At 72.3% G+C, this 25,971-nt stretch carries 21 protein-coding genes and 2 riboswitches; of the genes, 11 read left to right on the top strand and 10 right to left on the bottom strand.

Translation table 11 applies throughout. The annotated features are described in order from the left end of the window. Nucleotides 1-43 precede the first annotated feature (43 nt). Nucleotides 44-994 (top strand): hypothetical protein, encoded by a 951-nt coding sequence (locus ABT324_RS25795; protein ID WP_351182687.1) that lies wholly within the window; start codon nt 44-46, stop codon nt 992-994. A gap of 247 nt (nt 995-1,241) precedes the next feature. After that, nucleotides 1,242-2,363, top strand: a complete 1,122-nt coding sequence (locus ABT324_RS25790) for a S1 family peptidase (RefSeq protein WP_351182685.1) — start codon at nt 1,242-1,244, stop codon at nt 2,361-2,363. A gap of 254 nt (nt 2,364-2,617) precedes the next feature. On the opposite strand, the gene thiE is transcribed toward ABT324_RS25790, so the two are convergent. Next, nucleotides 2,618-3,289 carry a thiamine phosphate synthase gene (gene thiE / locus ABT324_RS25785; RefSeq protein ID WP_351182683.1) on the bottom strand — a complete coding sequence of 224 codons (672 nt, stop codon included), beginning with the start codon at nt 3,287-3,289 and terminating at the stop codon, nt 2,618-2,620. A 97-nt stretch (nt 3,290-3,386) separates the two neighbouring features. Then, nucleotides 3,387-3,492, top strand: a riboswitch (TPP riboswitch). Between thiE and thiO the strand changes: the two genes are divergently transcribed. The 3 genes from thiO (at nt 3,484) to ABT324_RS25770 (ending at nt 5,565) form a co-directional block, all read left to right on the top strand. Further along, nucleotides 3,484-4,602 carry a glycine oxidase ThiO gene (gene thiO / locus ABT324_RS25780; RefSeq protein ID WP_351182681.1) on the top strand — a complete coding sequence of 373 codons (1,119 nt, stop codon included), beginning with the start codon at nt 3,484-3,486 and terminating at the stop codon, nt 4,600-4,602. Its footprint overlaps the riboswitch before it by 9 nt. Next, the gene (gene thiS, locus ABT324_RS25775) at nt 4,599-4,799 is read left to right on the top strand and encodes a sulfur carrier protein ThiS (protein ID WP_351182679.1); all 201 of its coding nucleotides are present in this window, start codon (nt 4,599-4,601) and stop codon (nt 4,797-4,799) included. Before thiO ends, thiS begins: the two co-directional genes overlap by 4 nt. 1 nt (nt 4,800) lies before the next feature. Beyond that, on the top strand, nt 4,801-5,565 hold the full coding sequence (locus ABT324_RS25770) for a thiazole synthase (RefSeq protein WP_351182677.1): 765 nt from the start codon (nt 4,801-4,803) through the stop codon (nt 5,563-5,565). A 200-nt stretch (nt 5,566-5,765) separates the two neighbouring features. Here the strand turns inward: ABT324_RS25770 and ABT324_RS25765 are convergent, their stop codons facing one another. The 4 genes from ABT324_RS25765 to ABT324_RS25750 all read right to left on the bottom strand — a co-directional run bounded on the left by ABT324_RS25765 (nt 5,766) and on the right by ABT324_RS25750 (nt 11,596). Further along, nucleotides 5,766-7,772 carry an FUSC family protein gene (locus tag ABT324_RS25765; RefSeq protein WP_351182675.1) on the bottom strand — a complete coding sequence of 669 codons (2,007 nt, stop codon included), beginning with the start codon at nt 7,770-7,772 and terminating at the stop codon, nt 5,766-5,768. Nucleotides 7,773-7,953: 181 nt separating this feature from the next. After that, a complete protein-coding gene (thiD, locus tag ABT324_RS25760; RefSeq protein ID WP_351182711.1) occupies nt 7,954-8,820 on the bottom strand; it encodes a bifunctional hydroxymethylpyrimidine kinase/phosphomethylpyrimidine kinase in 867 nt (288 codons plus the stop codon). Nucleotides 8,821-8,944: 124 nt separating this feature from the next. Next, nucleotides 8,945-10,588, bottom strand: coding sequence for a phosphomethylpyrimidine synthase ThiC (gene thiC / locus ABT324_RS25755; RefSeq protein ID WP_351182673.1), 1,644 nt, complete (start codon nt 10,586-10,588; stop codon nt 8,945-8,947). After that, nucleotides 10,581-10,704: riboswitch (TPP riboswitch) on the bottom strand. It overlaps the preceding gene by 8 nt. 313 nt (nt 10,705-11,017) lie before the next feature. After that, nucleotides 11,018-11,596 (bottom strand): peptide deformylase, encoded by a 579-nt coding sequence (locus tag ABT324_RS25750; protein WP_351182671.1) that lies wholly within the window; start codon nt 11,594-11,596, stop codon nt 11,018-11,020. A gap of 292 nt (nt 11,597-11,888) precedes the next feature. Between ABT324_RS25750 and ABT324_RS25745 the strand changes: the two genes are divergently transcribed. Together ABT324_RS25745 and ABT324_RS25740 are read left to right on the top strand one after the other, a co-directional pair. After that, nucleotides 11,889-12,200, top strand: a complete 312-nt coding sequence (locus ABT324_RS25745) for a DUF3263 domain-containing protein (protein ID WP_351182709.1) — start codon at nt 11,889-11,891, stop codon at nt 12,198-12,200. Continuing rightward, nucleotides 12,200-12,832, top strand: coding sequence for a LytR C-terminal domain-containing protein (locus tag ABT324_RS25740; RefSeq protein WP_351182669.1), 633 nt, complete (start codon nt 12,200-12,202; stop codon nt 12,830-12,832). The genes ABT324_RS25745 and ABT324_RS25740 overlap by 1 nt, the downstream gene beginning before the upstream one ends. A gap of 30 nt (nt 12,833-12,862) precedes the next feature. Here ABT324_RS25740 and ABT324_RS25735 read toward each other — a convergent pair whose 3' ends face one another. The 5 genes from ABT324_RS25735 to moeA all read right to left on the bottom strand — a co-directional run bounded on the left by ABT324_RS25735 (nt 12,863) and on the right by moeA (nt 21,259). Next, nucleotides 12,863-15,064 (bottom strand): AAA family ATPase, encoded by a 2,202-nt coding sequence (locus tag ABT324_RS25735; protein WP_351182667.1) that lies wholly within the window; start codon nt 15,062-15,064, stop codon nt 12,863-12,865. 790 nt (nt 15,065-15,854) lie between these two features. After that, entirely contained in the window at nt 15,855-16,784 is a 930-nt protein-coding gene (gene pssA / locus ABT324_RS25730; RefSeq protein WP_351182665.1) for a CDP-diacylglycerol--serine O-phosphatidyltransferase, read from the bottom strand. Further along, complete coding sequence (locus ABT324_RS25725; protein ID WP_351182663.1) at nt 16,781-17,497, bottom strand: phosphatidylserine decarboxylase; 717 nt, start codon at nt 17,495-17,497, stop codon at nt 16,781-16,783. The genes pssA and ABT324_RS25725 overlap by 4 nt, the downstream gene beginning before the upstream one ends. Nucleotides 17,498-17,999: 502 nt before the next feature. Continuing rightward, the gene (locus ABT324_RS25720; protein ID WP_351182661.1) at nt 18,000-19,952 is read right to left on the bottom strand and encodes a M48 family metallopeptidase; all 1,953 of its coding nucleotides are present in this window, start codon (nt 19,950-19,952) and stop codon (nt 18,000-18,002) included. Between the two features lie 62 nt (nt 19,953-20,014). Beyond that, nucleotides 20,015-21,259 carry a molybdopterin molybdotransferase MoeA gene (gene moeA, locus ABT324_RS25715; RefSeq protein ID WP_351182659.1) on the bottom strand — a complete coding sequence of 415 codons (1,245 nt, stop codon included), beginning with the start codon at nt 21,257-21,259 and terminating at the stop codon, nt 20,015-20,017. A 157-nt stretch (nt 21,260-21,416) separates the two neighbouring features. On the opposite strand from moeA, the gene ABT324_RS25710 reads away from it, so the two are divergent. The 4 genes from ABT324_RS25710 (at nt 21,417) to groL (ending at nt 25,896) form a co-directional block, all read left to right on the top strand. Continuing rightward, on the top strand, nt 21,417-22,100 hold the full coding sequence (locus ABT324_RS25710; RefSeq protein WP_351182657.1) for a TIGR00266 family protein: 684 nt from the start codon (nt 21,417-21,419) through the stop codon (nt 22,098-22,100). A 373-nt stretch (nt 22,101-22,473) separates the two neighbouring features. After that, the gene (locus ABT324_RS25705; protein ID WP_093268692.1) at nt 22,474-22,677 is read left to right on the top strand and encodes a cold-shock protein; all 204 of its coding nucleotides are present in this window, start codon (nt 22,474-22,476) and stop codon (nt 22,675-22,677) included. Between the two features lie 128 nt (nt 22,678-22,805). Further along, nucleotides 22,806-24,032 carry a serine/threonine-protein kinase gene (locus ABT324_RS25700; RefSeq protein ID WP_351182655.1) on the top strand — a complete coding sequence of 409 codons (1,227 nt, stop codon included), beginning with the start codon at nt 22,806-22,808 and terminating at the stop codon, nt 24,030-24,032. A gap of 229 nt (nt 24,033-24,261) precedes the next feature. Next, the gene (gene groL / locus ABT324_RS25695; protein ID WP_351182653.1) at nt 24,262-25,896 is read left to right on the top strand and encodes a chaperonin GroEL; all 1,635 of its coding nucleotides are present in this window, start codon (nt 24,262-24,264) and stop codon (nt 25,894-25,896) included. Nucleotides 25,897-25,971: the final 75 nt, after the last annotated feature.

The following is a 25,971-nucleotide window of genomic DNA, read 5'->3' as shown; positions in this document are numbered from 1 at the left end:
GTTCCCCGTTCTGGAGAGAGTGCGTTCGGAGTACGTGGGAGCCATGGTCAGGCAGAAAGAGGATCAGCAGGACGAGCCGGACGGGAAGGACTCGGACGAGGAGCCGAAGCCCAAGAAGATCGACATCAAGCCGGCGCAGGTCGCGGGGGCGGCCACCGCGTCGGTGACGGCCGCCTTCCTGGGGTCCCGGCTCGGGGTGGCCGGCACCGTGATCGGGGCCGGCATGACCAGCGTGATCATCACCGTCGGCGGTGCGCTCTACCAGCGCTCGTTCGAGAACGCGAAGGAGAAGGCGCTGCTCGCGGCGGTGAAGGCCAAGCGGGCAACTCGCGTCCAGGCCCGCGCGGTGGACGCGGGGAAGACCAGCCAGGCGTCGGACTCGGGGGAGTCGACGCGGCTGCTGCCGCCCGAGGGATCCGGTGACGCCACGCGGCGGATCCACCTCGAACCCGGCATGCACTGGCCGGGTGGTGAGCAGGTCGTCGACTCCGAGGGCACCAGGCGGATCGACGTGTCGACCCGCCTGGTGGACGGGGACGCGACCGAGAAGGCGGAACTGCCCGTCAGCCCGCCGGTCGACCCCCGCAGGCGGCGGATGCGCTGGGCGGTGGCCGCCGCCACCTGCGCGGTGGCGTTCGTGGTGAGCATGCTGGTCGTCACCGGCTTCGAGGGCTTCCTCGGTCGCCCGCTGTCCGGTGGGGAGGGCGGCACCACGCTCGGGCAGGTCTGGCACCGGGAGCCCCCCGCGGAGGTGGCTCCGCCGCCGCAGACGACGGAGGTCGAGAAGCCGACCGGGACACCGACCCGCGAACCGGCGCCGACCACCGAGGTCCGGCCGACGCAACCGCCGACCCAGCCGCCGACCCTGGAGAACCCGCCACCCACCGAGAAGCCGACGCAGGCGCCGTCGACGGAGCCGAGCCCGACCCAGCAGCCGACCCGCACGCAGGAGTCGAGCGAACCGGCACCGCCGACGGGCGGACTGCTGGACTGATCCCCAGGCCGCCACCCGGAGCTCCCCGGGTGGCGGCCTTCCTCATGTGCCCGTCCACCGCCGGAAGTGGGAGCTCGGCCCGTTCGGCGGCGCAGTCCGAGATGGTGCGAACGGCCCGCCGCCCTACCTCGATCAGGCCGTTTTTGTGCGGGATGAGGCAAAAGGTGGATGTGGGACTGGTGACGGCCTCTGATACTGGCAGGCGCGACGGGGGCTCTGAGATCCAGCTCACAGAGGGAGACATCAGATGAAGCGCAGACTCGCGGCCCGGGTGGCCGGGACCGTGCTCCTGGCAGCGGGGACTGTCGCCGCGCTCACCATGCCGGCGACCGCCACCGAATCCGCCCCACCGGAAACCCCGGTGGTGACCCAGCTCGACGCGATGCAGCGCGACCTCGGCCTGACCAGGGAGCAGGCGTTGCAGCGGCTCGACCAGGAGGCGGACGCCGCGCGCGCCGAGCACGCGCTGCGCCAGACGCTGGGCAGCACCTACGGCGGCGCCTACTTCGACCCGCAGCTCGGCCAGCTCGTCGTCCTGGTGACCGACGAGGCCCGCTTCGACGAGGTGCGCGCGGCGGGTGCCGTGCCGAAGAAGGCCGACTTCTCCGCCGAGCAGCTCAACGGGGTGATCGAGGGCCTCAACGCGCGCAGCGCGAACGCCCCGAGGTCGATCTCCGGCTGGTACGCCAAGGCCAGCGAGAACTCGGTCATCGTGACCACCCGGCCCGGCTCCGAGGCCCAGGCGGCCAAGTTCGTGCAGGCCACCGGGGTCCTCACCGACGCGGTGCGGGTCGTCGAGTCCCTGGAGAACCCGCGGACCTACGCCGTGGTCGGCGGCAACGCCTACTACATCGGCAGCGGCTCCCGCTGCTCGGTCGGGTTCTCCGTGCAGGGCGGGTTCGTCACCGCCGGTCACTGCGGCCAGGCCGGTGCCACCACCTCCCAGCCCACCGGGCGGTTCGAGGGCTCGACCTTCCCCGGCGACGACTACGCCTGGGTGAGCGTCAGCTCCGACACCCCGCAGCCGCTGGTGAACCGCTACGACGGCAGCACCGTCGGCGTCGCCGGCTCCACCGAGGCCAGCGAGGGCGCGTCCATCTGCCGCTCCGGCTCGACCACCGGTTGGCACTGCGGCTCGCTGGAGGCCAAGAACCAGACCGTCCAGTACCCGCAGGGCACCGTGACCGGCCTGACCCGCACCAACGTCTGCGCCGAGCCCGGTGACTCCGGCGGCTCGTTCATCTCCGACGACCAGGCGCAGGGCGTGACCTCGGGCGGCTCGGGCAACTGCAGCTCCGGCGGCACGACCTACTTCCAGCCGGTGAACGAGATCCTGCAGGTCTACGGGCTGACCCTGCTCACCCAGTGACCCGTCTCCCCTGACGCGGCCCCCGGCTCCGGCCGGGGGCCGCCTCGCGTCCGGGCCACGCCGACCACGTACCCCACAACTTCAATGGAAGTCGCGCACCCCGGAGGGCCACCCGGGGAAACCGCGGAGGCGGGATCCGAGGTGGCCGCGGACGCCAGATCGCGCCCGGCGGAACCGCCGAGGTCCGACGGGGTGCGAGGGATCCTGCGGAGGTCGGACGTCGTGCAGTGGTTGGTGTCCGGGGCTTGTCGAGGTCAGGGGAGGCGGTTGCGGAGTTCCCGGGCCGCTGCGGTGGGGTCCTCGGCCTCGGTGATCGCTCGGACCACGACGATCCGCTCCGCCCCCGCCTTCAGCACGTCGTCGAGGTTGTCCGGGCCGATGCCGCCGATGGCGAACCACGGCCGACCGTGCCCGCGGTGCTCCGCGGCGTGCTCGACCAGGTCGAGTCCGGCCGCCGCGCGACCCGGCTTGGTCGGCGTCGTCCACACCGGGCCGGTGCAGAAGTAGTCCACGCCCGGCTCGGCCGCCGCCGCGTCGGCCTGCACCACGTCGTGCGTGGAGCGGCCGACCGCGATGTGGTCGCCGACGACGCGCCGCGCGACGTCCACCGGCAGGTCGTCCTGGCCCAGGTGCAGGATGTCGGCCTCGGCGGCCAGCGCGATGTCCGCGCGGTCGTTGACCGCCAGCAGGGCGCCGTGCCGGATGCACGCCTCGGCCAGCACCTCCAGGGCTGCGAGCTCGTGCCGGGCCTCCAGCGGTGCGCCGCCGGGCTGCTTGTCGCGCAGCTGCACGATGTCCACCCCGCCCGCGAGCGCCGCGTCCACGAACTCGGCGAGATCACCTCGCTCGGTGCGCGCGTCGGTGCAGAGGTACAGCCTCGCCTCGTTGAGGCGGGCGCGGATGCCGAAGCCGTCCATTCCAGGCATGTCCCACAGGGTAGCTCCAGACGTTCGGTCCCCTCTCGCCTCGAGCCCGCGTTCGAACGCGGGCTCGGAGTCGGCGTTCTCGGCAGGTACGGTGTAAGGCGGTGAGCACGGGAGCCCGGTCGCCGGGCTGAGAGGGGGCGTTGGCCCCGACCGTCGAACCTGATCCGGGTCATGCCGGCGCAGGGAGCGTGGAGTTGTCTGAATCGCGAACCGCACACGTCGTCGTGGTCGGCGGCGGGGTGATCGGGATGTCCGTGGCCTGGCGCGCCGCAGCCGCCGGGCACCGCGTCGAGTTGGTCGATCCGGCCCCGGCGTCCGGGGCGTCGCACGTCGCGGGCGGGATGCTGGCGCCGATCGCCGAGGCCTGGCCCGGCGAGGAGGAGCTGCTGGAGCTGGGCAGCGCGTCGCTGGAGCGGTGGCCCGCTTTCGCCGAGGAGCTCAGCCGCGCGTCCGGGCTGCCGTCCGGGCTGCGCCGCGAGGGCACGCTGGTGGTGGGCGTGGACAGCGCCGACCGCGCCGAGCTGGACGACCTGGCCGACTACCTGTCCCGGCAAGGCCGCACCGTGGCCAGGCTTTCCAGCCGGGAGGCGCGGCGGCTCGAACCGTCGCTGGGGCCCGCGGTGCGCGGCGGCCTCGAAGTCCCGGGGGACCTCGCGGTCGACAACCGCCTGGCGCTGGCCGCGTTGCGCGCGGCGGCGACGGCTGCCGGCGTCGAGTTCGTCGCAGCGGCGGCGAAGGAGGTCCGGGCCGGTGCGGTGGAGCTCGATGACTCCACTGTGGACTGCGATGTGGCGGTGATCGCGGCGGGCGCGCACTCCGGTGCGCTGCACCCCGCGCTGACCGGCCGGATCCGGCCGGTCAAGGGCGAGATCCTGCGGCTGCGCGCGCGGTCCACCGCGCTGCCGCCGCCGAGCCGCACCGTCCGCGGACCGGTGCACGGCCGCCCGGTCTACCTGGTGCCGCGCGACGACGGGGGGCTGGTTCTCGGCGCCACCCAGTACGAGGTCGGCTTCGACACCGAGGTCACCTTGGGTGGGGTGCGCGACCTTATCGCCGACGCCGAGCAGGTGGTGCCGGGCATCTCTGAGTACCAGCTGGTCGAGGCCCAGGCCGGGCTGCGCCCCAGCACCGATGACAACCTGCCCGTGCTCGGCTGGCTGGAACCGGGGGTGCTGGCCGCCACCGCGCACCACCGGGGCGGCTTCCTGCTCGCTCCGGTGACCGCTGACGCGGTGCTCGCGCTGCTGCGCGGCGACGAAGCCGACGCGCTGATCAAGGCCACCGATCCGAACCGATGGGGAGGACAGCAGTGAACGTCGTGATCAACGGCAAACCGCGGCAGGTCGCCGACGGCGCCGACCTCGCCGCCGTGCTGGCCGAGTTCGGCGTCCCGGAGCGGGGCGTGGCAGTGGCCGTGGACGGCGCGGTCGTGCCGCGCGCGAGCTGGCCCGGGACCGAACTGCACCCCGGCGCCACGATCGAGGTCCTCACCGCAGTGCAAGGAGGGTGACATGGACGACCCGTTGGTGATCGCCGGTCGCGAGTTCGGCTCGCGGCTGATCACCGGGACCGGCGGGGCGGCGAACCTCGCGGTCCTGGAACGCGCGCTGATCGCTTCCGGCACCGAGCTGACCACCGTGGCGATGCGCCGCGCGGACGCCGGTGGCGGAACGGGGGTGCTCGACCTGCTGCGCAAGCTCGGCATCGAAGCGCTGCCGAACACGGCGGGCTGCCGCACGGCGGCCGAGGCGGTGCTGACCGCGCAGCTAGCCCGCGAGGCGCTCGGGACGAACTGGGTCAAGCTGGAGGTCGTCGCCGACGAGGACACCCTGCTGCCCGACCCGGTGGAACTGCTGGACGCTGCGGAGCAGCTGGTCGACCAGGGCTTCGTGGTGCTGGCCTACACCAACGACGACCCGGTGCTGGCGCTGAAGCTGGAGGAGGTCGGCTGCGCCGCGGTGATGCCGCTGGGCTCGCCGATCGGCACCGGCCTGGGCATCCGGAACCCGCACAACATCGAGATGATCGTCTCCCGGGCCGCCGTCCCGATCATCCTCGACGCGGGCCTAGGCACGGCCTCCGACGCGGCCCTGGCGATGGAACTGGGCTGCTCGGCGGTCCTGCTGGCCACGGCGGTGACCCGGGCCCAGGACCCGGGGCGCATGGCGGCGGCGATGCGATCGGCGGTCGAGGCGGGACGCCTGGCCTCCCTCGCCGGCCGGATCCCCAAGCGCTTCTGGGCAGAAGCCTCCAGCCCCGGCCGCCCCCTCGGCTGACCCCGGCAGCCCGCACTTCCCGTCGGAACCGCCCCAGTGTCGGCGTGTCCCCACCGACACGCCGACACCAAGGCCCTGCACACGCCGACGTCAATGGAACTCGCCTCGCGACCGGGTTCGTGAGTGGCGATGGTGGTTCTGGCGACCATCGCCGCTCACGAGGGTTCGCAGTACGCGGGAGGCTGGGCCCCGGTGCGGGGTCAGCGGATGTGGAGGCGTTCGGGGCGGACGAAGGAGATCGTGTAGCTCTTCCACGGGTTGTCGTAGCCGAAGGTCCGGTCGATCGCGTGGCGCGCGTGGAGCGCGTTCTCCAGCAGCGAGCTGGCCAGCAGCTCCGTCGCCGGGGCACTGCCCTCCGGCACGTCCGGGATCTTCGCCGTCGGCTTGCCGCCCAGCAGGTCGTCCACCGCGCGCAGCGCCGGAACCGCCACCGCCTGCTCGGCCTCCGGGCGGAACGCCAGCGTCGCGACGTCCTGGCGGAGGGCGTCGAGGGCGATCGCCGCGTCCCGCGTTGCGCGGTCGTCGTCGGTCTCCTCGCCTGTGCCGTCCAGCAGCGCGGGCATGCCCAGGAGGTCCTGGGTGCGCCGCAGCGCCAGCACGTTCGCCGCCTGCAGTGCCGCGGGCAGGTCGACGCCCTGGCCAGCCGCTCGGACGCTGCGCATCAGCTCGGACACCGCCCACACCGTCGAGCGGACCGCGCCCCGGACGTCCGGCAGGATGCTGCTGGGCAGCACCAGGTAGGCGACGTAGCCGACGAACAGCGCGATGGCCGCGCCGACCGCGGTGTTGGCGGCGAAGCTGATCCCGACGTTCACCAGCGGCCGGTCCAGCCGCATCGCCTGGTCCACGACGGTGATCACGATCAGGCAGCCGAGCAGCGTCTGGTACTCGGTGCGCAGCTTCGGCATGCTCAGCAGCATCCCGCCGATCACCAGCGGCACCAGCAGGAACGCGCCGGGCAGCAGGCTGATCAGCAGGGCGAGCGCGGTCACGCCCAGCACCGCGCCACCGGTGCGCTCCAACGCGCCGGTCATGCTGTCGCGGGCCGCGGGCTGCAGGACCACGTACAGCGCGAGCAGCAGGCTCGACGCCGACGGGTCGCGCAGCAGCAGCACGATCACCATGCCGAAGGCGACCGCGAGTGTGCAGCGGATCGCGTGCCGGAACAGCGACGACCGGAACGACAGGTGCGCGCGCACCGCCCCCATCACGCGCTCGCGCCGCGCGCCCGCGGCCTGCGGCGGCAGCGGGGTCTCGACGCGGCGCACCACGGTTGCCCGGATCCGGTCGAGGCCCTGGTTGATGCCCTGCACCGCCTCCGGCAGGTCCTGCCGCCCGCCGCGGGCCAGGACGGCCTCCGCTGGGTCGCGGCGGGCCGCATAGGGGAGTCCGGTGCAGGCGCGGGAGCGCACCGCGCGGGCCAGTTGGGCGGCGACCTCGTCGGCTTCCGCGACGATCCGCTGCAGCCGGTCGGCCTCGATCCGGTCGCTCTGCTGTGCCTGCGCGAGCAGGGTTTCGCGCGCGGCGCGGAAGCGAGCCGCACCGGCGAGCACCTCGCCGAGCCAGGTGCTGGAGCCGTCGGCCCGCCACGCGGCGGCAGCCGACTCGATCACCCCGGGGCCGGGTTCGAGCAGCGTCCGCGCGACCACCACGCGGGTGGCCCGGCCGGGATCGCCCAGCCCGATGATCACCCGCAGCAGCAGCGCGAAGGCCGCACCGGACGCGGCAGCCGCGAGCAGCACCCAGGCCGGTTGGTCGCTGCCGATGCCAGTGGTGGTGGACACCAGGGTCGCCGCGGCGAAGACCTGCCCGCCGATCCGGTAGTGCTCGCCGAGCGCGGGCAGCATGCCGGTGCCGAAGACGACGACCGCCACCACCAGCCCGGCCAGCACCGGGATGCTGGCCAGCAGCGGGCCGATCGCCATCACCAGCACCAGGGCCGGGGTGAACCAGACGAACCGGCGCAGGTCCGAGCGCAGCGACTGGCCGCCGGTGGCGACCAGCGCCAGCACGGCGGTCAGCCCGGCCAGCAGCGCGGGGGTCTGCAGGTCGAACAGCCACCCCACCGCGGTGCCCGCGACCACCGCGACCAGCACCAGCACGGCGTACTGGCGCTGCCGGGGGTCTGGCGCCCCCGCCTCGGTGGCCAGTAGCTGCCGGGCCCGGGAGGCCAACGCCGACGTTGCAGTCCTGACCGATTTAGCCACGCTGTCGAAAACCCCTGTCATCGTCGTTCGCGCAGCGCGCAGCGGACCGCGCGCAGCAGCGGCGTGCGGTCCTGGGAATTACGCGCTTCTCGACCAGTTTGTCGATGAGGCACACCATTCGGGTTACAGATCCGGGATGGAAATCACTCTATTAGGGGCCCCGTTGGGGGGTGTCGGGGCCTCAGATCGAGCGCGGGCTGACCCGCCAGAAGGTCGACACCGGTCCCACCCCGGCACCGAGCGGGTAGGCGTGCGAGACGCTGCGCGTGACGAACCGCTTGCCGCTCCGGACCGCGTCCGGCATCGAAGCGCCCTTGGCCAGCGCCGCCGTGATCGCCGAGGCGAAGACGTCCCCGGCGCCGTGGGTGTGCACCGTGGCGTAGCGCGGACCGGCCAGCGGGACCGCCTCGGTGCCGTCGAAGAGCAGGTCGATGCACTCCGGGTCGTCGGGCAGGTGGCCGCTCTTGATCAGCACCCACTCCGGGCCGAAGTCGTAGATCGCCTTGGCCGCGTCCAGCAGGTCGGCGCGGGTGCGCGCGTCGATGCCGGTCAGCAGCCGCACCTCGTCGAGGTTCGGCGTCACCAGCGAGGCGCGCGGGAAGGCCTCGTTGCGCAGCGCGTCCAGCGCGTCCTTGCGGAGCAGCGGTTCGCCGCTGCGGGATGCGGCGACCGGGTCCACCACGAACGGTGTGCGCCCGCCGCGCCCGATGCCGTGCCTGTCGCAGACCTCCAGCACCGCGTCGATGGTCGCCGCGGAGGCGAGCACCCCGGTCTTGGCGGCGTCCACGCCGATGTCGGAGGCCACCGCGTCGACCTGCGCGGCCACGGTCTCCGGCGGGATCTCCACCAGCCCGGTGACGCCGACGGTGTTCTGCACGGTGACCGCGGTGACGGCGGTCATCCCGTGCACCCCGCAGGCGAAGAAGGCGCGCAGGTCGGCGTGCATCCCGGCGCTGCCCCCGGAGTCCGAACCGGCGATGGTCAACGCGGTCGGTGGGGCGGTGTCGTTCGCGGGCCGTGCTTCGTGCTCCGCCGAGGTCTCGTGCATCCAGTCCATGCTACGACCCCGACCTCCTCGATCTCCCCGGCCGCGAGCCGTCCCGGGGGTGCGCGATCCCAGTGGAAGTTGCGGTCCCCCGGCGCGTCGGCGCACGACGCGCCGGGGGACGCGCTCAGTCGGCCAGCGGCAGGTAGACCTTGCCGCCGGCGCCGGAGAACTCCTCGGACTTCTCCCGCATGCCCGCCTCGATCGCCTCGATGCTGGTCAGCCCGCGCTCCTCGGCGAACTTCCGGACGTCCTGGGTGATCTTCATCGAGCAGAACTTCGGCCCGCACATGGAGCAGAAGTGCGCCGTCTTGGCCGGTTCGGCGGGCAGCGTCTCGTCGTGGAACGCCCGCGCGGTGTCCGGGTCCAGGGACAGGTTGAACTGGTCGGTCCAGCGGAACTCGAACCGCGCCCGGGAGAGCGCGTCGTCCCGCTCCTGCGCCCGCGGGTGGCCCTTGGCCAGGTCGGCGGCGTGCGCGGCGATCTTGTAGGTGATCACCCCGGTCTTGACGTCGTCCCGGTTGGGCAGGCCCAGGTGCTCCTTGGGCGTGACGTAGCAGAGCATCGCGGTGCCCGCCTGGGCGATCATGGCCGCCCCGATGCCGGAGGTGATGTGGTCGTAGGCGGGCGCGATGTCGGTGGTCAGCGGGCCGAGCGTGTAGAACGGCGCCTCACCGCACAGCTCCTCCTCCAGCCGCACGTTCTCGGCGATCTTGTGCATCGGCACGTGGCCGGGCCCCTCGATCATTACCTGCACGTCGTGCTCGCGGGCGATGTGCGTGAGCTCGCCGAGGGTCTCCAGCTCGGCGAACTGCGCGCGGTCGTTGGCGTCGGCGATGGAGCCGGGCCGCAGGCCGTCGCCGAGCGAGAAGGTGACGTCGTAGTCGCGCAGGATCTCGCACAGCTCGCTGAAGTGCGTGTACAGGAAGCTCTCCCGGTGGTGCGCCAGGCACCAGGCGGCCATGATCGACCCGCCGCGGGAGACGATGCCGGTGACGCGCTGGGCGGTCAGCGGCACGTAGCGCAGCAGCACCCCGGCGTGCACGGTCATGTAGTCCACGCCCTGCTCGCACTGCTCGATCACGGTGTCCCGGTAGATCTCCCAGGTCAGCGCGGCCGGGTCGCCGTTGACCTTCTCCAGCGCCTGGTAGATCGGCACGGTGCCGATCGGCACCGGCGAGTTGCGCAGGATCCGCTCGCGGGTCTCGTGGATGCGCTTGCCGGTGGACAGGTCCATCACGGTGTCGGCGCCCCACCGGGTGGCCCACACCATCTTCTCCACCTCCTCCTCGACCGAGGAGGTCACCGCCGAGTTGCCGATGTTGGCGTTGACCTTCACCAGGAAGTTCTTCCCGATGATCATCGGCTCGCTCTCCGGGTGGCACCGGTTGGCCGGGATGACGGCCCGGCCGCTGGCCACTTCGTCCCGGACGAACTCGGGGGAGAGGCCCTCGCGGGTCGCGATGTACTCCACCTCCCGCGTGACGACCCCGGCCCTGGCCCAGCCCAGCTGGGTGCGGTGCTCCCGCCCGTCGGTCCACCCCGCCCGCATCCGGTGGAGTCCGCTGTGGACATCCACGGTGGTGTTCTCGTCGGTGTACGGCCCGGAGGTGTCGTACACGTCGAGGTGCTCGCCGTTGGTGAGCTCGATGCGGCGGAATGGCACTTGGAGGCCGGATTCGGTGCTGCGAAACACCTTCCGCGAGCCGCTGATGGCCCCGGTGGTGATCTCGCTGCCGTTCTCGGACGCGTTCGGACGCACGTCGGCCACTGCCAATCCACTCCCTACGCCGGCATTACCCGGTCAGGTTCATGCGGTCGGCGGCCCCGGAGTTCTCCAGCCGCCCTCTCAGCCCGCTGTTGGTGCGAGCTCCCGCGGTCTTAGGTTGTCGCTGCGAGGCTAGCCGCCGCCCCGGTGCCTGCCAAGCCCCGTTCATCCCGATGGCGGTGGCGCGGTTTGCGAGCAGGCTCGTGACCAGGGCGATCACGCCGATGACGATCGGAAGAAGAAGCTCTGGGCGTACGCGCACGCTGAAGTGCCCCTGTACCTGATCGACCGATTCGCCTACGAGGGGCGGTCGTGTCCCTGCGCTCCAAGCTGCACGGTGGGCGCTGCTGGAATCACGAGGACGTCCCGTTCGGGCAGCCGATCGAGATCCCCGAGCCGTTCGGGTTCGCCTTGGACACCAAGGACTTCTGATCAGTCCTCGTCGTCGAAGGGGTCGCCGTGCTCGGCCGGGTCCCAGGTCAGCCCGGGCACGCCCCAGCCGTTGCGCTTGAGCATCTTCTTCGAGGCGCGCTTGTGGCGGCCCACCAGGCGGTCCACGTAGACGTAGCCGTCCAGGTGGTCGGTCTCGTGCTGCAGGCAGCGCGCGAAGTAGCCGGTGCCCTCGACCTCGATCGGCTTGCCGTCCACATCGGACCCGGTGACCTTCGCCCAGCTGGCCCGGCCGGTCGGGTAGGACTCGCCGGGCACCGACAGGCAGCCCTCCCAGTCCTCGTCCGGGTCCGGCATCCCTTCCGGGACCTCCGAGGTGGTCAGCTCCGGGTTCACCACCACGCCGCGGTGCTGGACGCCCTCGTCGTCCGGGCAGTCGTAGACGAACAGCCGCAGGTCCACGCCGATCTGGTTGGCCGCCAGCCCGACACCGTTCGCGGCGGCCATCGTCTCGAACATGTCCTCGACGAGGGTGCGCAGCTCCTCGTCGAAGCGCTCCACCGGACGCGTCGGGTGGTGCAGCACTGGCTCGCCGTAGATGCAGATCGGGTGAACAGCCATGACAGGGACCTTATCGGCACCGCCGCGGACCCGGGCGGGGTGCTCTTTTCCGGTACCCGCCGGTGTGATCGGCGCCGCCGCGATCGGCGGCCGTGGTGTAATCGGGGGTGGAATCACAGCCGTGTGATTCCGCGAACGCGCCGAAGGCCCGGATCGCGAGGCGAGGAGTCGGATGGACGCCGCCCAAATGCTGACCGCGCAGGAGATCGCTCGCCAGTGCGAGCAGTTGGCGCGCGCGCAGGAGGAGCAGAGATCGCCGGAGGGGCGGCGGTTGCGGCTCGCCGAACCGGTGGTGGAGGTCGCCGAGCCGGTCGCGGAACCGGCGCCCGAACCGGAGCCGGTGCCCTCCGAGGTGCTCACCGACCGGGAGCTGGGGGTGCTGGCGTTCGAAGCGCAGTGGTGGAAGCGGTCGGGCGCGAAGGAGCAGGCGATCCGGGAACTGTTCGACATGTCGCCGTCGCGCTACTACCAGGTGCTCAACGCCCTGCTGGACAGTCCTGCAGCTTTTCGCGCGGACCCTATGCTGATCAAACGGCTGCGCAAGGCACGGGCGGCGCGGCAGCGCGCGCGGGCCGCCCAACGACTGGGAATCGAGTTGCACTGATGACTTCAGGGGAATCCACCGGACCCGCCAAGGCCAAGCTCGTCGGCTTCGGGCTGATCGGGGCCGGTGTGATCGCGGGTGCCATCGGCATCGCCACGCTGGTCTCCGGCGGCGACACGTCGAACTCCGCCCAACCGCTGCCCCCCGAACCGGGGAACTACCCGGCGAAGTCGTCGCTGGTGCAACCGTCGCCCGCCACCTCGGAGCCGGTGCGGCAGCCCGAGGCCCCGCCGCCTGCACCGCTGCCGCCCGAGACCGGCCAGCAGCTGCCGCCCGAGACCGGCCAGCACCAGCAGCGTCCCGACGCGCCGGGCGGCTCCGGCGAGCAGGCCGAAGTCGTGATGGTGCGGGTCTACAACAACAGCACGATCAGCGGGTTGGCGCACCGCGCCGCCGAGGACATCCGCCGCGCCGGGTACGACGTCCCGGAGGTCGGCAACTACTCAGCCGGGCTGATCCCGACGACCACGGTCTACTTCCGGCCCGGCACCCCGGAGGAGGGCCAGGCGAAGGCCCTGGCGGCCCGCTTCGGAGCCCGCGTCGAACCCCGCTTCGACGGCATCCAGGACGCGACGCCCGGCCTGATCGCCATCATCACCAACGACTACAAGGGCCCGACCGCCACCAAGTAGCCCGGGTGGGCCTGCCACCCGGGCGACGTGTCAGGGGCGGTGCGAGTGCGCGTAGGACTCGAGGGCCGCGAGCTGGGCCGGGTCCAGGGACGGGCGGACCGCCTTGCGGGCGGCGGCGAGGTGGTCCGCTGAGACCTCGGCCGCCGCGAGGGATTCGCGCATCGCGGTGAGCGCCGCCTCGCGGACCAGGGCCGCGCAGTCGGCCGCCGAGTAACCGCCCAGCTCGGCCGCCAGCGCCGGGATGTCCACATCGGACGCCAGCGGGGTGTTCCGGGCGGCGGCGCGCAGGATCGCCTCGCGCGCGTCCGCGTCCGGCGGCGGCACGTAGACGAGGCGCTCCAGGCGCCCGGGGCGCAGCAGCGCTGGGTCGACCAACTCCGGGCGGTTCGTCGCGCCCAGCACCACCACGTCGCGCATCGGCTCCACGCCGTCGAGCTCGGTCAGCAGCGCGGCCACCACGCGGTCGGCCACCCCGGAGTCCGAGGACTGGCCGCGGCGGGGCGCCAGGGCGTCCACCTCGTCCAGGAACACCAGCGCCGGGGCGGCGTTGGCGGCGCGCAGGAACAGCTCGCGGACCGCGCGCTCGGACTCGCCGACCCACTTGTCCATCAGCTCCGCGCCCTTGACCGCCAGCACGTTCAGCCGCCCGCTGCCCGCCAGCGCCCGGACCAGGAACGTCTTGCCGCAACCGGGCGGCCCGTACAGCAGCACGCCGCGCGGCGGATCGACGCCGAGGCGGGTGAACGAGTCCGGGTACTGCAGCGGCCACAGGACCGTCTCGGTGAGGGACTGCTTGACCTCGGTCATGTCGCCCACGTCGTCCAGCGTCAGCCCGCCGGTCTGCAGGTTGTCCGATGTGGACATCGAGATCGGGCGGACCGACGCCAGCGCGTCCAGTAGGTCCTGCTGGCGGATGCGCGGGTCGGCCGCATCGCCCTGGTGGCGCAGGGCCGCGCCGACCGCGGCTTCCCGGCACAGCGCGACCAGGTCGGCGACGACGAAGCCCGGGGCGCGCTCGGCGACCTCGGACAGCTGCACGTCGTCGGCCAGCGGCGCGTTGCGCAGCAGCACCCGCAGCAGGTCCGTGCGGGTGGCGTCGTCGGGGAGCCCGAGCGTCAGCTCCCGGTCGACCAGACCGGGTTCGCGCAGCCTGGGGTCAATGGACTGCGGCTGGGAGCTGGTGACGACCACCGCCAGCCCGTCGGTGCTGATCGCGCCGCGGATCGCGTCCAGCGCGACGGTGGCCAGCGGCGGCGGTTCGGTGCCCGGGAGCAGGCTTTCCACGTCGGTCAGCAGCAGGACGCGGTTGCCCGTTGCGCTGGTGGCGCGGTTGATCGCGTCCTGCAGGCGCTGCGCGGCGGCGCCTGGTTCCAGCGCCGCGACGCTCGGGGCGGCCAGCTCGACCAGCTCGGCGCCGACGGCGGCGGTGACCGCGCGGGCCAGCGTTGCCTTGCCGACGCCGGAGGGGCCGCTGAGCAGCACGCCGAGGTGCGGTTCGGCACCGAGGCGGCGCAGCAGCTCGGGCTGCTCGAAGGCCAGGCGCAGCCACTCGCCGAGCCGCTTGGCGGTGTCGCGGGACCCGACCAGGTCGGCGACCGGGACGACCGGCTCCCGCGGCTGCTCCACGGGTGGGGCCGGTGCCGGTGCCGGGGTTGGGGCGGCCTCCGGGGTCTCCGCGTCGCGCCACTCGACCACTGTGGACGGCTGGACGGCGACCGCCCCGGCCGGTTCGGTGGCGGCGATGGTGATCAGCTCGTTGGTCCAGGTCAGGCCGATGGCGTTGGACAGCTTGCGGCGCACCTCGCCAGCGTTGGCGGTGGTGGCCGGGGCCACGTCCTGCGGCAGCAGCGAGACGGTGTCGCCGGTGCCGAAGACCTTGCCGGTGAGCGCCAGCCGCAGCGTCTCCGGTGCGACGGTGGCCCGCGCGATCCGCGAACCGCCGATCACCACCCACTTCGCCGCGCTGACCTGCACCGGGGACACACCGACTTCGGCGCCCTCGGCGAGCCCGAGGTTCATCAGCGCGACGTCGTCGAGCAGCACCACGCCGGTGGGGCTGCTGGCCGGAGCAGCGGCGGCGAGCGCCACGGTCACCCGAGCGCCGGTGAGCTGCACGGCGTTCCAAGCCCGCAACCCCAGCGCATCGAGCACTTCGGGGTGCAACCGCACCACCCCGCGCCGAGCGTCCTTGGCGGAGGGCGAAACCCGAGCGGTCAAAGTTATCGACGACACGCCGCGAGCTTAACCACGCTCACCCCACCCACCCGACTTCCGCCCACGCGGCCCGCCCGAGCTCCCGCCCCGACGGCTCGCCCGAGCTCCCGCCCACGCGGCCCGCCCGAGCTCCCGCCCACGCGGCTCGCCCGAGCTCCCGCCCACCCCAACCGCTCGATCCAGGCCCCACACCGACCGTCCGCCCAGCCCCCCACCCACCGTCCGGTCCGCAGTTTCAATTGAAACTGCGATCCCCACCCACGCCGATCCGCAGTTTCAATTGAAACTGCGACCCCCTCGGCCTCACGTCAACCCACAGTTTCAGTTGAAACTGTGACCCTCTCGCTCGGCGTCGAACCACAGTTTCAGTTGAAACTGTGGTGCCGGCGGTGTGTTGTGTGTCCGACACGGCGAGGCGAGGAGGCGGGGACTCGACCCTTGGGCATGCCGTTGCGGCCCCTCGGCGGGGCGTCGGTCCGGTGGCGGTCGAGGACGTCTCGGTTGACCGGTTGAGGGGGCGGACGTCTGCGTCGGTCGATGGTGGTCTTGGGCGTGGGGCGGGCCCTCCGCCGGTCTCCGGCCGGGGAGGGGTGCGATTCCAATGGAGATCAGACGTCTGGTCTCCATTGGAATTCCGTTCCACGGGACGCCGCAGCGTCGGACGCCGCGGGGTTGGACCAGCTGGCCGACCAGCGCGCGGGCGAGGCCCCCGACGGCACCGAGGTCGGCGGGGCGTGGCCGGAGTGCGCTAAGTCCCACGGGGTCGGACTCCGCGGGGTCGGACGTCAGCCGGGTCGGCGGGGTGGGGTCAGCGGTTGGTGTCGTTGCGGTTCCGGCGGAGTTCCAGGCGGCGCCAGCTGCGGCGGGGGCTGTTGGGGTGGTTGTAGCGGCGGCGGACGCGGCGGGCCGCTCCCGCCACGCTGCGGCGCAGGGGTGGGCGGAGGCCCATGCGCTGGGAGCGGCGGCGGATCGCGCGGCGCTCGCGCGGCGGGGCCTCCCAGGCCTCCGGGTGCTTGGCCAACCAGTTGTGCCGGTACACCGCGTACGGGATGTGCAGCAGGTAGACCACCATCGCGATGGCCAGCGAGATCAGCGGGAACATGATGATCCCGGCCGCCAGCATCGCCACCAATACCAGCAGTGGCGCGACCAGCCGCGGCGGCACCTTGACGGTCTTCAACGACAGCGTGGGGACCCGGCTGACGGCGAGCGCGGCGATCAGCACCATCCAGACCATGAGCACGGTCTGGTTCGCCCACCACCCGGCGTGGTTGAAGTGCGCGGTGAGGATCAGCGGCAGCAGCGCGAGCAGCCCGGCGGCCGGGGCGGGCACCCCGACGAAGAACTCCTTGGTGTACGGGGGCTGGTCGGCGTCCTCCAGCAGCGTGTTGAACCGGGCCAGCCGCAGCACCATGCACACCGCGAAGACCAGCGCGGCCACCCAGCCGACCCGGTTGTCCTGCAGCTGCCAGGCGTAGAGCGTCAGCGCCGGGGCGACGCCGAAGGACATCGCGTCGGACAGCGAGTCCAGCTCGGCACCCATCTTCGAGGTGGCGTCGAGCAGGCGCGCTATCCGCCCGTCGAGGCCGTCGAGCACCGCCGCCACCGCGATGGACCCGATGGCGCCGGTGAGGTTGCCGTTGAGCGCGAACTGGACCGCGGACAGCCCGGCGCACATCGCCAACACGGTGATCGCGTTGGGCAGCAGCCGGACGCCGGGAGTGGTCCGCATGCTCATGAGCGGACCTGGGGGAGTTCGGCGAGCACCGTCTCGCCGCCGATGGTGCGCTGGCCCGGCTCCACCAGGATCCGGCTGTTCGCGGGCACGTAGAGGTCGACGCGGGAGCCGAACCGGATCAGCCCGTAGGTGCTGCCCGTGGCCACCTCGTCGCCCTCGGCCACCGAGCAGACGATGCGCCGGGCCACCAGTCCGGCGATCTGCACCACGGCCACCCGGGTGCCGTCCGCGCCGCGGATGACCATCGAGTTGCGCTCGTTGTCCTCGCTGGCCTTGTCCAGGTCGGCGGAGAGGAACTTGCCGGGCCGGTAGGCGACGGTCTCGATCCGCCCGGCGAGCGGGATGCGCTGGACGTGCACGTCGAAGATGGTCAGGAAGGCGCTGATGCGGACCATCGGCTCGTCGCCCAGGCCGAGCTCGGCGGGCGGCTCCGCGGGTTCGATGTGCGAGACGGTGCCGTCGGCGGGGGCCACCGCGAGGCCCGGGCGGCTGGGTGTGGTGCGCGCCGGTTCGCGGAAGAACCACGCGCACCAGGCGGTCAGCACGCCGCCGAGGACGCCTGCGGGGCGCCAGAGGCGGCGGAGCAGGAGGGTCGCGGCAGCGGCGCCGAGGACGAACGGACGCCCGGCCGGGTGCATCGGCGGGATGGTGTCGCGGGCCAGCCCGGCGAGGTGGGCCAGCGGGTTCTTCTTCGGTTCTTCCGTGGTGCTCATCGAGGTGCTTCGCCCCTGCGTCGGCGGGTCCTTGGTGCGGCCGCGCGGTCGCCGGTCCCGGAGGTGTTCGGGGCCGGTGGCCGGTGCCGTGGTCGGTACAGCATCTCGGACGCCCCGGGCCAACCGACGCCAGGGGGCGCAGTTGATCAAGAACAACCTAGCTGACCTGCGCATATAGCGCGCTGAAATGGTACCGCTGAGACGATTCGGAAGTCACTCGACGGGGTGAAGAAGAGGAGCAGGGACCGTTCGGCGGCTCCCCGTAGCCGCCGAACGGCCCCTGCTGCGCGGGTCCGTGCGCCCCCCGACGGCGCACGGCCCTCGAAGTGTCCGCTCCACCGACAAGCAGAGGTGGATTGCGCGGACGTCCATGAGATGCAGCTGGACGACTGTTCGTCACGCGGGTTTCAGTGTAATTGAGGTCACACGAAGTCCGTAGCCGCTTTCGGAGGATAGTTTCGGACCGTTACATGACGCGGAGTGATCAAGGTGGAATCCAAACTCACTCGATAGTGGCTAATGGCTCTTCGACGTTCATCCGCGCACCCATCAGCTCCCCGAGCCCCCGGTACGGGTCCCCGTGCTCCACGCCGTCGGCGCTGCTGCGCAGCACCAGCTCGGCCGCCCCGTCGACGTCACCGCGCACCAGTCCGTCATCCAGCTCGGACACCGCGTACTCGTCGAGGTAGAGCTCCAGCGCCAGCGACCAGCCGGTGCGGTCCTGGTCGAGCCGCGCGCTGGCCACGTCGCGGCTGTCCACCCACTGCGCGCTGGTCCGCTCGCGGAGCTCGCCGATCGGCGTCGCGGCGAGCTCGCCGAGCTGCTCCAGCTCCGCCTCGCGGAACCGGGCCAACGTCCCGGCCAGCAGCCGCTTGGTGGTGCTCGCCGAGCTGGGCAGCAGCACCAGGCCGCGGTCGGTGACCAGCAGGTCGTAGCTGGTGCCCGCGCACTGAACCGGGCTGACGATCCCGGCCAGCTCCGGTTCCGGCTCGGCCGCCGGGCGGCGCGCGTGGTTCAGCGGCACCCCGAGGTTGACCAGCGCCCGGTGCAGGCCGGGGATCAGCCGGGGGTCGACCACGGCGGGGCGCACCAGCCGGTCGGCGTCCAGCGGCTGGCCGCCGACCAGCCGGACTGGCGGCGGACCGCCCCAGTCCAGCTCGTGGTGCGCCCGGCGCGCGCAGACCAGGGCGTCCACCACGGCGCAGCCGAGCAGGTCGACCAGGGTGTCCTCGGCGGCCTGGTCGATGAGGTCGGGGCTCAGGCCCGGGTTGAGCACCGGGTTGATCAGGTCGCGGCCGTGGCCGCGGTGGATGGCGGCCAGTACCCCGGCGATGGACGGCTCGATCGGCAGTCCGCTCTGCTCGACCGCGGCGCTGAGCTGCGCGGCCTGCTCGGCGACGTGCGCGGCACCGGCCCGCTGCGCCAGCTCCGGCCAGGGCAGCCGGGGGCCAAGGTTGTCGACCATCAGCCGGTCCTCCAGCTCCGGCACGCTCTTGCGCGGGCTGCGCAGCACCGCGAACGCCGGGCGCTCGTCGGGCTCGCGGTCGCCGGTCTTGATCCGCTTCATGGCGTCGATGCGGTGGCGGGTGCGGCCGTCGGGTTCCTCGGCGATGGTCTGCTTGGCGCGCTCGGCCAGCCGCGGCTTGCGCGTCGGGTGGGCCATGAAGTTGCGGAAGCCCAGCAGCACGTCCGGGGCGTGGCCGATCGAGGTGGCCATGCTCAGGTAGTCGTCGGCGTACTCCTGCCAGCCGATCCGCACGGCCACCGACTTGCGCAGGGCCAGCACCGCGGTGCGGGTGCCCGCCTCCCGGACGGCGACCGCGTCGGCGGCCAGCTCCAGGTCCTGCGCGGTGGTGGCGGCGACCGCCATGAACGCCCGCGCGTACCCGGCGAACAGCCACTTGGTCGGCCCGCCGGTGAGCCCGGCAGCGGTGCGCTCGACGCTGGCGCATGCGCGGTGGGCGAGCACGGTGAGTTTGTTGCGGCCGGTCAGGCGGCCGATCTCGCGGGCCATCGCGGCCCGCAGCTCGCCGACGTTGAGCGCCGCCAGCAGCGGCAGCCCGAGTTCCAGGTACCTGGTCCGGGTGCGCAGGCCGAGCAGTGCGGTGTCCTCGCGGACCGCCACCACCGGCTCGGAGGTGATCCGGATCTCGTCGGGTTCCGGCGCCTCGGCGGTGGCCGCGATGGACGAGGCCATCCGCCACAGCTGGGGTTGTTCCGAGCGGTCCACCCGGACCCCGCGGGCTCGCACCCGCGAGCGCAGCACGGCGCGCAGGCCGACCGCGAGCACGGCGCCGACGACCAGCGCCGCAGCGGCGGCCTTGAGCCCGCTGGTGTGGTCGTAGCGGAAGGTGACGGCGGCGATCGCCAGAAGGCCTAGGACCAGCGCGATCGGCGCGACGAAGAAGGCGATGTGCAGCGCCAGTGCCAGGGCGGCTCGCCAGGGGCCACGCACGTGCAGACTCCGGAGGGGTGGACGGGGACGGTGGTGCAGTCTTCGCGACGGGACGGGATCCGTCAATCCAGCACCATCACGTCCACTGTGGACCCGATGGCGAGTTCGGTGACGTGCTCGGGGATCTCCAGCAGGCAGTTCGCCTTCGCCAATCCGGCGAGCAGGTGCGAACCGGGCGCGCCCTGCAGGGTGACGGACCCGGTGGCCGGGTCGAACCGGCCGCGCCGGTACTGCCGCTTGCCCGCGGGCGCGGTGAGCGGTTCGGCCAGCGACGCCTGGCGCACCGGCCGCCGCGTCGTCCGGTGCCCGGCCGCGGCGCGCAGCACGGGGCGCACGAAGACCTCGAACGACACCATCGAGCTGACCGGGTTGCCCGGCAGCGTCACCACGGCCGGCCCGCCCCGGTAGCGGCCGCAGCCCTGCGGCATGCCCGGCTGCATCGCGACCTTGGTGAACTCGACGCCGTTGCCGGTGAGCGCGTCCTTGACCACCTCGTACGCGCCCGCGCTCACCCCGCCGGAGGTGATCAGCAGGTCGGTGCCCGCCAAGTGCGGGGCGAGCGCCTGGTGGAAGGCGTCGACGTCGTCCGGCACGAAGCGCAGCAGCGTCGCCTCGCCACCGGCCTCGCGCACCGCGGCGGAGAGCATCAGGCCGTTGGACTCGTAGATCTGACCGGGCTGCAGCGGCGTGCCGGGCTCGACCAGCTCCGAGCCGGTGGACAGCACGAGCACCCGCACCGGGCGATGCACCGGGAGCTGCGCCGCGCCGACCGCCGCGGCCACGCCGAGCTGCGAGGCGGCCAGCGTCGTGCCCGCGGTGAGCACCGTCGCACCCGCCGTGACGTCCTCACCTGCCCGGCGCACGTGCGCGCCCGGCTGCACCGGGCTGAACGCCCGCACCCGCTCGGTGCCGCCGTCGGTGCGCTCCACCGGGATCACCGCGTCGGCGCCCGGAGGCAGCTGGGCGCCGGTCATGATCCGGTGCGCGGTGCCGGGCTGCAGCGGTGGGACGTCCACCCGACCGGCCGGGACGTCCTCGTGGACCGGCAGCTCCACCGGCTGCTCCGGACCGGCGTCGGCCAGGTCCACCGAGCGCACCGCGTACCCGTCCATCGCGGAGTTGTCGAACGGCGGGAGCGGGATCGGCGCGACCAGGTCCTCGGCCAACGCGTGCCCTAGGCACTCCGCGAGCGGCTTGACCAGCACCGGGGTCGGCGGCAGCAGCGCCGCGACCGCCGCCTGGTGATCGGCGACCGCGGTCAGGTCGGGTGTTCCGGTTCCGTTCGACACGCCCCGATCATCGGCCATCGGCACCCCCGCTGTCGCCACCGGCGTGCGAATCGACACCGGATCTCGCCGTGGCACACTCGTTCGAGACCGTTCGGCTGTGCTCCGCGGGGCGTCCGGGCTGGTGGGGCGCGCCGGGACCGCTGGTCGGGCCGAGCGGCGGGGACAGGAGGTAGTCGTGCAGGTTCGGACCCGCCACACGCCGTCGTTCGGGGTGGCCCGGTTGGTGCTGGCGCCGGGCGAGCCGGTGCAGGTCGAGAGCGGGGCGATGCTGGCCAGCAGCTACGGGGTGACCGTGGAGGCCCGCGCCCAGGGTGGCTTCCTGAAGTCGCTGGCGCGTGCCGCGCTGGGCGGCGAGTCGTTCTTCGTGTCCACCTACACCGCGCCGCAGCAGGGCGGCTGGGTGGACGTGGCGCCCAACCTGCCCGGCGACCTCAACGTGCTCGAACTGGACGGCCGGGTCGGCTGGTGCGTCACGCGGGGCTGCTGGCTCGCTTCGGCGAGCACGGTCCAGCTGGAGGCGCAGTGGGGCGGGTTCAAGAACCTCTTCGGCGGTGAGGGCGGCTTCATGACCCACGCCACCGGGCAGGGTCCGCTGGTGGTCTCCTGCTACGGCGCGCTGGACGTGGTGACCCTCCAGCCCGGTGAGTACGTGACGATCGACACCGGTCACGTGGTGGCTTATGCCGACACGGTGCAGAGCCGGTTGCGCCAGATGAGCCAGGGCGCGGTGCAGTCCCTGAAGAGCGGTGAGGGGCTGGTCTTCGATTTCGCCGGGCCCGGGCAGGTCCTGACCCAAACTCGCAATCCGCGAGGACTGGTCACCTGGCTGCAGGCGAATGGGTTGGGCGCCCGGTCCTGACCTGAGTCGCATTGGCGTTCTCCGCAATCGGCTGTTCGGGTGATTCGGAAAATCGCGCCGCCCCTATTGGTGGTGCCGGTCAATAGCGCTCGCGGTCCGGGTGAACAATCCGCGCGCCGGACACCCGGAGCTGCTCGACTGGTCCTCGCGCTGCCGCTCACCGCTGCTTTCGCTGTGGGCGGAATCTGTTGGTGCCGTTGGGGGAACAATCCGCCGCGATGACGGACGGTGTTCGGAACTGGCACCCGTTCGGCCCAGCGTTTAACGGGAAAGTTGCATTGCCGAACCCGCGACGGGGCCCGAATTCGGGGGTAATGTGGCCGTTGCTCCAGCGGCGCTCGCGCCGTGCACCACTTTTCATGAGGAGGACGCCGTGGCGGTCGGCACGGTCAAATGGTTCAACTCGGAGAAGGGCTACGGATTCATCGCCACGGACGGTGGATCTGATGTGTTCGTCCATTACTCCGCCATCAACATGTCGGGTTTCCGCACCCTTTCCGAAGGGGACCGGGTGGAATTCGAGGTGAAGGCGGGGCGTGACGGCCGCACCCAGGCTGACGGGGTCCGCAAGGTCTGACCGTGGCTCACCGCACGGCCCGGTCCCGCCGCGGGACCGGGCCGTTGTGCTGGTCCTCACCGGTGGGATCGCGACCGGCTCGGCCAACCGTGAGACGCGCGTGATCTGGGCCGGTTAGGCTGCTGATCGTGTCGGAAGACCTCACCGGGAAGCGCCTCGGCCACTACAAGATCGACGGAGTGCTCGGTCGTGGTGGCATGAGCGTGATGTACCGCGCCACCGATGTCCGGCTCGGCCGCAAGGTCGCCCTGAAGGTGATGGGCGAGCACATCACCGGTGATGCCGAGTTCCGCGAGCGGTTCGTGGACGAAGCGCGCAACACCTCGGCCATCGACCACGCCAACATCGTGCCGCTGTACGACTTCGGCGAGGTCGACGGCATGCTCTACATCGCGATGCGGCTGGTCGACGGCTCCGACCTGGCCAGCCTGATCAAGGACGGGCCGATCTCGCCCAAGCGCACCCTGGAGCTGCTGGCGCAGATCGCCGAGGCGCTGGACATGCTGCACGAGCGCGGTCTGGTGCACCTCGACCTGAAACCGGCCAACGTGCTGGTGACCTCGCGCGAGTCCGTCCACGAGCACGTCTACCTGGCCGACTTCGGGCTGACCCGGCGCGGCGCGACCGGCCACCGCACGGCCAGCGGCGACTTCCTCGGCTCGCCCACCTACGCGGCGCCGGAGCACCTGCGCGGCGAGCCGGTGGACGGCCGCACCGACCAGTACGCGCTGGCCTGCATGCTTTTCGCCTGCCTGACCGGCCGCCCGCCGTTCCAGGGCCAGGTGCAGGACGTCATCCAGGGCCACCTCGCCGCCGAGCCGCCGCCCGCGACCTCGCTGGTGGTGCTGCCGGGCAGCATCGACGAGGTGCTGCGCCGCGGCATGGCCAAGCGGTCCGACCAGCGCTACAGCAACTGCCAGGACCTGGTCTCGGCCGCGCGTGCCGCGCTCGGGCAGGCCGCCGGGGACGCCCCGCCGCAGCCGCGACCCGTCGCCCCGGCGCCGGTGTCCGGCCCGCAGCCGGTGCAGTACCCGCCGAGCCAGCCGCTCCCGGCGCAGGGCTACCGCCCGCCGTACCCGCAGCAGCCGCCGCACCCGCTGCCGCCGCCGGGCGGCGACCCGGTGCGGCTGCGCCCGCCGATGCCCGCGGGGTCCACGTCGTTCGCGACCACCTCGAGCAGCTCGGCGAAGTGGATCGTGCCGGTGCTGGTGGGTGTCGCGCTGGTGCTCATCATCGTGGTGTTCGTGGTGATGGCGAACATGGGTGGTTCCAGCGGCACCAGCACCGAGACCAGCACCACGAGCTCGTCGTACAACAGCAACGACCTGCCCACGTCGGTCCCCACGGGCGACTGACCCGACGCCCGGTCGCTTGCACTCGCCCGGGGAGAGTGCTAAACACGGTATTGGCACTCACCAAGGTTGAGTGCCAGGTCGGGACGGTGAGGCCGTCACCGGGGGTACCACCCGACGGTACCTCCGAACGGTCGTCCGTCGCGGGCACCGAGCCTGGCCGAGCACGAGTCTTGCCGTGGGGTGCGTACCCACCTCCGCGGCGTCCAGACAGGTGGAGGACCACACCGCAATGGCCAAGATGATCGCGTTCGACGAGGACGCCCGCCGCGGTCTTGAGCGCGGCATGAACACCCTCGCCGACGCCGTCAAGGTGACGCTCGGCCCGAAGGGCCGCAACGTTGTGCTCGAGAAGAAGTGGGGCGCACCCACCATCACCAACGACGGCGTCTCCATCGCCAAGGAGATCGAGCTCGAGGACCCGTGGGAGAAGATCGGGGCCGAGCTGGTCAAGGAGGTGGCGAAGAAGACCGACGACGTCGCCGGTGACGGCACCACCACCGCCACCGTGCTGGCCCAGGCCCTGGTTCGCGAGGGCCTGCGCAACGTCGCGGCCGGCGCCAACCCGATCGCCCTGAAGCGGGGCATCGAGAAGGCCACCGAGGCGATCGCCGAGCAGCTGCTCAAGAACGCCAAGGAGATCGAGACCAAGGACCAGATCGCCGCCACCGCCGCGATCTCGGCTGGCGACCGCCAGATCGGTGAGCTGATCGCCGAGGCCATGGACAAGGTCGGCAAGGAAGGCGTCATCACCGTCGAGGAGAGCAACACCTTCGGGCTCGAGCTCGAGCTCACCGAGGGCATGCGCTTCGACAAGGGCTACATCTCGCCGTACTTCGTGACCGACTCGGAGCGGATGGAGGCGGTCCTGGAGGACCCGTACCTCCTGCTGCTGAGCTCCAAGGTCTCCAACGTCAAGGACCTGCTCCCGCTGCTGGAGAAGGTCATGCAGGCCAACAAGCCGCTGCTGATCATCTCCGAGGACGTCGAGGGCGAGGCGCTGGCCACCCTGGTCGTCAACAAGATCCGCGGCACCTTCAAGTCCGTCGCGGTCAAGGCGCCGGGCTTCGGCGACCGCCGCAAGGCGATGCTGCAGGACATGGCCATCCTGACCGGTGGCCAGGTCATCAGCGAGGAGGTCGGCCTCAAGCTGGAGAACGCCGACCTGAACCTGCTGGGCCGCGCCCGCAAGGTGGTCGTCACCAAGGACGAGACCACCATCGTCGAGGGTGCCGGTGACGACGAGCAGATCGCCGGGCGGGTCAACGAGATCCGCGCCGAGATCGAGCGCTCGGACTCCGACTACGACCGCGAGAAGCTGCAGGAGCGGCTGGCCAAGCTGGCTGGCGGCGTGGCCGTCATCAAGGCCGGTGCGGCGACCGAGGTCGAGCTCAAGGAGCGCAAGCACCGCATCGAGGACGCGGTCCGCAACGCCAAGGCCGCCGTCGAGGAGGGCATCGTCGCCGGTGGTGGCGTCGCGCTGCTGCAGGCCGCGCAGGCCGCCTTCGACGGGCTGAAGCTGGAGGGTGACGAGGCCACCGGCGCGGGCAGCGTCAAGGTCGCCGTCGAGGCCCCGCTGAAGCAGATCGCCGTCAACGCCGGCCTCGAGGGCGGCGTCGTGGTGGAGAAGGTCAAGAACCTGACCCCGGGCCACGGCCTGAACGCCGCGACCGGCGAGTACGAGGACCTGGTCCAGGCCGGTGTCCTGGACCCGGCGAAGGTCACCCGTTCGGCGCTGCAGAACGCCGCTTCCATCGCCGCGCTGTTCCTGACCACGGAGGCCGTGGTCGCGGACAAGCCGGAGAAGGAGGCCGCGGGTGCGGCTGCCGGTGCCGACCCGATGGGCGGCATGGGCGGCATGATGTGAGTCCTGCCCCAGGCAGCCGAAGGGCCGTCCCCCGCGTGGGGGCGGCCCTTCGGGCTTTTCCGGTGCCCTGGCGTC

Origin of the sequence: Saccharopolyspora sp. NPDC000359 (assembly GCF_040300525.1) — a bacterium.
GTDB lineage: Bacteria > Actinomycetota > Actinomycetes > Mycobacteriales > Pseudonocardiaceae > Saccharopolyspora.
Note: the sequence above shows the minus strand (reverse complement) of the source record. Positions and strands in the feature narration are given on the sequence as shown.

Bases quoted from the DNA above. Each gene is read 5' to 3' on its own strand.
- ABT324_RS25795 (WP_351182687.1), top strand. From the start codon at position 44: ATGGTCAGGCAGAAAGAGGATCAGCAGGACGAGCCGGACGGGAAGGAC.
- ABT324_RS25790 (WP_351182685.1), top strand. From the start codon at position 1,242: ATGAAGCGCAGACTCGCGGCCCGGGTGGCCGGGACCGTGCTCCTGGCA.
- thiE (WP_351182683.1), bottom strand. From the start codon at position 3,289: ATGCCTGGAATGGACGGCTTCGGCATCCGCGCCCGCCTCAACGAGGCG.
- ABT324_RS25770 (WP_351182677.1), top strand. From the start codon at position 4,801: ATGGACGACCCGTTGGTGATCGCCGGTCGCGAGTTCGGCTCGCGGCTG.
- thiD (WP_351182711.1), bottom strand. From the start codon at position 8,820: ATGCACGAGACCTCGGCGGAGCACGAAGCACGGCCCGCGAACGACACC.
- ABT324_RS25750 (WP_351182671.1), bottom strand. From the start codon at position 11,596: ATGGCTGTTCACCCGATCTGCATCTACGGCGAGCCAGTGCTGCACCAC.
- ABT324_RS25740 (WP_351182669.1), top strand. From the start codon at position 12,200: ATGACTTCAGGGGAATCCACCGGACCCGCCAAGGCCAAGCTCGTCGGC.
- pssA (WP_351182665.1), bottom strand. From the start codon at position 16,784: ATGAGCATGCGGACCACTCCCGGCGTCCGGCTGCTGCCCAACGCGATC.
- ABT324_RS25725 (WP_351182663.1), bottom strand. From the start codon at position 17,497: ATGAGCACCACGGAAGAACCGAAGAAGAACCCGCTGGCCCACCTCGCC.
- moeA (WP_351182659.1), bottom strand. From the start codon at position 21,259: ATGGCCGATGATCGGGGCGTGTCGAACGGAACCGGAACACCCGACCTG.
- groL (WP_351182653.1), top strand. From the start codon at position 24,262: ATGGCCAAGATGATCGCGTTCGACGAGGACGCCCGCCGCGGTCTTGAG.